This is a genomic window from Paenibacillus sp. P4_A7 (genome assembly GCF_056402455.1).
In genome coordinates this window covers 1-5434 of the sequence record NZ_JBFUHJ010000391.1, presented here as the reverse complement: position 1 = coordinate 5434, position 5434 = coordinate 1, and the positions used below count along the sequence as shown (strand labels likewise).

General features: G+C 42.1%; 5 protein-coding genes and 2 pseudogenes. 6 read left to right on the top strand and 1 reads right to left on the bottom strand.

Annotated elements, in window-relative coordinates; genetic code table 11:
- From AC1DWN_RS27090 to AC1DWN_RS27065, 6 genes and pseudogenes are all read left to right on the top strand, one after another.
- Window positions 1-330: sensor histidine kinase (locus AC1DWN_RS27090; RefSeq protein WP_477561993.1), on the top strand; the 330-nt coding region annotated here is incomplete at its 5' end.
- Between the two features lie 2 nt (window positions 331-332).
- Window positions 333-998: pseudogene (locus AC1DWN_RS27085) on the top strand (response regulator).
- A 154-nt stretch (window positions 999-1152) separates the two neighbouring features.
- Window positions 1153-1776, top strand: coding sequence for an FMN-dependent NADH-azoreductase (locus tag AC1DWN_RS27080; RefSeq protein WP_477561992.1), 624 nt, complete (start codon window positions 1153-1155; stop codon window positions 1774-1776).
- Window positions 1777-1937: 161 nt separating this feature from the next.
- A complete protein-coding gene (locus AC1DWN_RS27075; RefSeq protein WP_477561991.1) occupies window positions 1938-2522 on the top strand; it encodes a TetR/AcrR family transcriptional regulator in 585 nt (194 codons plus the stop codon).
- 60 nt (window positions 2523-2582) lie between these two features.
- A complete protein-coding gene (gene lmr(B), locus AC1DWN_RS27070; RefSeq protein WP_477561994.1) occupies window positions 2583-4016 on the top strand; it encodes a lincomycin efflux MFS transporter Lmr(B) in 1434 nt (477 codons plus the stop codon).
- 70 nt (window positions 4017-4086) lie between these two features.
- Window positions 4087-4737, top strand: a complete 651-nt coding sequence (locus tag AC1DWN_RS27065) for an HNH endonuclease (RefSeq protein WP_477561990.1) — start codon at window positions 4087-4089, stop codon at window positions 4735-4737.
- A 61-nt stretch (window positions 4738-4798) separates the two neighbouring features.
- Here the strand turns inward: AC1DWN_RS27065 and AC1DWN_RS27060 are convergent.
- Window positions 4799-5434, bottom strand: a pseudogene (locus tag AC1DWN_RS27060) (bifunctional NADH-specific enoyl-ACP reductase/trans-2-enoyl-CoA reductase); the annotation flags it as partial.

The following is a 5434-nucleotide window of genomic DNA, read 5'->3' as shown; positions in this document are numbered from 1 at the left end:
GAACTGCCTCGTGCTATAGAGGAAGCCTTCTTGCGAATTGGACAAGAAGCCTTAAATAATGTGAAAAAACATGCAGATACAAAAGCTGTTCATATACAATTAGTGAAAGCTGATCACTTTGCTTGCTTAGAAATTACCGATAAGGGAAATGGGTTTTCTGTGGAAAAACGCAGGGGTAAGCTAACGATGGGGATGCTTTCGATGCGGGAACGGGCAGAAACGCTTGGAGGAGAATTGTTAATCAAAGGTGGTAAGGGAAAACCGACGATTGTAAAAGCAACAATACCTTATGAGCAAGACCCAGAATTGTGTCTAGAGGAAGAGGAATAGTTGTGACGATAAAAATATTGTTAGTTGATGATCACCAAATCGTGTTAAAGGGTATCTCTTTCTTTCTGAATATGCAGCCTGACTTTGAACTGGTTGGTGAGGCTCATGATGGGCTGGAAGCTGTTGATCTAGCAGGTAAGCTGCTCCCTGATATTATATTAATGGATTTGAATATGCCCAATATGGATGGAATCGAGGCTAGCCGAATTATAGCTGAGCAAAATCCAGAGATCAAGATACTCGTCCTGACAAGCTTCTCTTAGCGTAGTCACATTATTCCAGCCTTACAAACAGGTGCTATAGGGTATATGTTAAAAGATGTCGAACCGGATCAGCTGGCTGAATCCATTCGCAGTGCCTATAAAGGCAATATTCAGCTGCATCCAGACATTGCGGCAGCTCTCTTGTCGCATTTGGTGCCAGAGTCAGTAATGGAGGAAATGCATACAGATGGTGGATCATCTTTAGCTGATCTAACGCCAAGGGAGCTGGAGGTTCTCCAATTAATAACGAAAGGGATGAGCAACAAAGCGATTGCTACTTCGTTAACAGTAGCAGAGAAAACAGTGAAGACGCATGTGAGCAGCATTTTAAGTAAATTAAATGTGGTTGATCGTACACAGGCAGCGCTATATGCGGTTCAGGCTATGAAAATGCATGGAATGTGATTGTCTAAGCCAATAGTCGTAGGACTAACCTCAGCCCAAGGAGCTATTATTTTGTCGATTTTTCAGTCTATGTACCGATGCTCTCGCTCCCAGAACTTTATATAATAAAGAAACTTACAAAAAGTAAATTATACATCACGGGAGGAAAAAAATAATGAGTACAGTATTATTTGTTAAAGCGAATGACAGAGGAGACCAAGCGGTAAGCGTAAAGCTATACCAAGCTTTTCTTGACAGCTACAAAGCAAGTCACCCTGAGGATACAGTTACTGAGCTTGATTTGTTCCAAGAGGAACTTCCTTATATGAATGCTAACATGATCAACGGTAACTTTAAAACAGCTAAAGGTTATGATCTTACAGCTGAAGAGCAAGCGGCAGTTGAAGTAGCGGGCAAGTATATCGATCAATTTCTAGCAGCAGACAAAGTTGTATTTGGCTTCCCGCTTTGGAACCTTACAATTCCTGCTGTATTGCATACGTATATCGATTATATTTACCAAGCTGGAAAAACGTTCAAGTATACACCTGAAGGGCTAGTTGGTCTAATCCCTGATAAAAAAGTAGCTCTTCTTAACGCTCGCGGCGGTATTTATTCAGAAGGCCCAGCAGTTGGAGCTGAAATGTCATACAATTATATCAAAAACATTATGAGCTTCTTCGGAGTAACTGAGTTTGAGTCCATCATCGTTGAAGGCCACAATCAACTTCCAGATCAAGCGGAAACTCTTATCGCTACTGGTGTTCAACAAGCTGAAAAAGCGGCTCTTAGCTTCTAAATAAATGCATTAGCTTCTTCTACAACACAGAGGCAGCCCATCTTATTTGGGTTGTCTCTTTTTGTCGTTTTTTAGGATTTGTTAATAATTAAATATTGACTTTCGCTGCTGTAAAATGGTTTTATTATATAGACCAATCGTTATAATATTGAGGTGAATAAATGTCAGATAAACAAAAATCTCGTCAAGCAATACTGGAGACGGCAGCGAAGCTTTTTTTCACGCAAGGCTATCATGCTACCGGATTAAATCAAATTATTAAAGAAAGTGATTGTCCAAAGGGCTCTCTGTATTATTATTTTCCGAAAGGAAAAGAGGAACTGGCACTAGAGTGTATCGCTGTCATTAAAGAGATTGTCGTTGAGAAATGGATCATTAAATTTAATCAGTTTGACGATCCGGCTGATGCGGTACAATCCTTTACACAGGATATGGCTGATAATGTGGTAAGTTCTGACTATCAAGTGTATATGCCATTTAGCTTTTGGATGGCAGTTGAGATGTCTTCCATAAGTGAAAAACTTAGAAAGGCAGGTCAGGATGTATTTGATGCTTGGCAAGCGGTCATAGCGGAAAGTTTACAGCAAAAAGGCATGAAAGCTAGTCACGCAATGGAGTTAGGTTCTGTAATTGTCTCTTTGCTTGAAGGAGCGTTAATACTTGCTCAGACGCATAAAGACAAGCAGCCGCTAGTGGTTGCATCAAAATGTATACCTCATTTAATTAATAAGTGTCCTTCTCTCTGAGAAGTCATGAATAGATAATAGATAATAGACATCAGGAGAGTGGAGATTTTGCAAGCAACTATGAGCGGGTCACAAGGAAAAGAAGGTCAAAAGTATAAAGTAATGCCGATTATGATTTCGTTACTATTAAGTGGTTTCATCGGAATGTTTAGTGAAACGGCATTAAATGTAGCATTAAGTGATTTAATTGAAATTTTTAATATTACAGCACCAACTGTGCAATGGCTAACTACAGGATATTTATTGACGCTAGGTATTTTAGTTCCGATCTCAGGATTATTATTGCAGTGGTTCACAACGAGGCAATTGTTTATAACCTCACTCATTTTTTCCGTTATCGGAACGTTAATAGCTGCGTTGGCGCCAAGTTTTGAAGTGCTGCTTACGGCCCGTATTATTCAAGCAGTAGGTACTGCGCTTTTACTGCCGTTAATGTTTAATACGATACTCATTATTTTCCCGGCAGAGAAACGCGGAGCGGCGATGGGTATTATTGGACTCGTTATAATGGTGGCACCAGCTGTTGGACCGACAATGGCAGGACTTCTTATTGAAAACCTTAGCTGGCATTGGATTTTTTGGTTGTCACTGCCTATCTTAGTTATCGCTTTATTATTCGGTGCTGTCTATATGCAAAATGTATCGACGATTACAAAGCCGAAAATTGATCTTTTCTCTATTTTAGTTTCTACCCTAGGCTTTGGCGGTATCGTATTTGCATTCAGTAGTGCTGGTGAAGGCGAAGGCGGATGGGGCAGCAGTAAGGTAGTGCTCTCAATGATAGTTGGTGTATTGTCGCTATTGATTTTTGCCATTCGTCAATTGAAAATGAAGCAGCCTATGATGAATCTGCGTGCTTTTAAATATCCGATGTTTGTTGTTGGAACGTTGATGGTATTTATTTGTATGATGGTTATTTTATCATCGATGCTTGTATTGCCGATGTATTTGATTAAAGGACTGGGCTTATCCGCTCTTACAGCAGGCTTAATTATGCTTCCAGGTGGCTTGATTAATGGTATTATGTCTCCGATCATGGGGGGATTATTCGATAAATACGGCCCGAAATGGCTTGTTATCCCAGGACTTGTAATTGTGGCTGCAGTGCTTTGGTTTTTCTCTGGCATTACAACCGCATCGACAATCGCTCTAATCATCGTATTACACTCATGCCTAATGATTGGTATATCAATGGTATGGATGCCCGCACAAACGAATGGTCTCAATCAGCTGCCGCGTGAGCTTTATCCAGATGGTACAGCTATTATGAATACATTGCAGCAAGTAGCAGGTGMCATTGGTACAGCGGTTGCAGTAAGTATTATGACTGCGGGTGCGGCTAGCTTTATGAAAGGCGTAGCAAATCCGGTTGATCCGGCCAATGCGCCACTTGCTTTGACAGCTGGTATTCAGAACGCTTTTATATTTGCAATGGTTGTTGCTATAATTGGTTTGATTGTTGCCTTCTTTATCAAGCGAGTTAACGTTAAATAATGGTATAATAGAAGAAAACCTTGAGGGGACGGAAGCGGGAGCGTTGAGAGATTACGTCCCGCAATAGCTGATGGGCGATAGCGATCAACTTCTGTATAAACAATGCGCTTACTGTAAGGAAAGTAAGACCGTTACTGAATTTTTACGTCGAACGGGCCGGAGATCGAGTCCAGGCGCGCGTCGCGGCGCATGTCGGGATTGCCGTAAGACGATAGAAAAGAGCACGATCAAAGTGTTTATGGGTGATACGATGCCACCAGTTGCTTTAGAACCGAAGGCTTTACGTGGACAGGCTTCTGCAAAAGTAAAGCAGCAGCAATCGCTCTCAGTTTCTGCTGCTCAATTGCCCGATGATTCCATCTATTTGAAGACGACACGTCAGGGCATGATTTGGATGCGTGGTCGTACGGATAAAGGCAGAAGGTGGCATCAAGAAATCGAATTGGAGCTGGCGGTTACACTTGTGAAGGAGCATGCTGCGGTCCTTGTTAACCGTCATACCATTCGCCGGTTGTTCAGCAACAAGGATTTTCGAAAGTATATATTGGATCGGGATAATCATACTTGTTATTTTTGCGGAGAGTTTGGGGATACGATAGATCATATGCTGCCGCGTGCGAAGGGCGGACACAYGACTCCTGATAATTGCGTCTGTGCTTGTAATGCTTGCAATCAATCAAAGGCGGATAAGGATTTAGATACGTTTATGAATAGTGACTAGTAAACAAAAAAACGCTAGAGGCCGTTACTTCGGTCATCCAGCGTTTTTTTTGTTATTTAGACTAACGTAGGTTTGGAATATTTACTTCAGGATTAACATCAGCCTCGTAGTTGATACCATCTGTCTCAAAGCCAAACAGTTGGAAGAACTCGCGGCGGTAGCCCTCAAGATCAGATAAACTATAAACGTTTTCTGTTGATAGCTCTTCCCAAACCTTAGCAACCTCGGCTTGAATTTCTGGTCTCATCTCCCAATCGTCTACGCGAATAAGACCCTTCTCGTCAACAGCTGCTTTTCCAGCGCCATATAGACGCTCGGAGAACAAACGATACATCTGCTCGATGCAGCCCTCGTGAATGCCTTTTTCCTTCATAACCTTATAGAGCGCAGAGATATAGAGAGGGACAACAGGGATAGCTGAGCTTGATTGTGTAACTAACGCTTTATTTACGGATACGAATGCACGTCCTCCGTGAGCTCCGAGCTGTTCGTTCAGACGGTGTGCGGTTGCTTCAAGATCGTTTTTCGCTGCACCGATTGTACCTTCACGGTATACAGCATGCGTTATCTCTGGTCCGATATAGGAATAAGCGACAGCTGTTGCGCCTTCAGCGAGCACGCCTGCTTGTTGAAGCTCATCCATCCACATTTGCCAATCTTCGCCGCCCATTACAGCAATAGTCTGACGAAGCTCATC

Bases quoted from the DNA above. Each gene is read 5' to 3' on its own strand.
- AC1DWN_RS27075 (WP_477561991.1), top strand. From the start codon at position 1,938: ATGTCAGATAAACAAAAATCTCGTCAAGCAATACTGGAGACGGCAGCG.
- AC1DWN_RS27080 (WP_477561992.1), top strand. From the start codon at position 1,153: ATGAGTACAGTATTATTTGTTAAAGCGAATGACAGAGGAGACCAAGCG.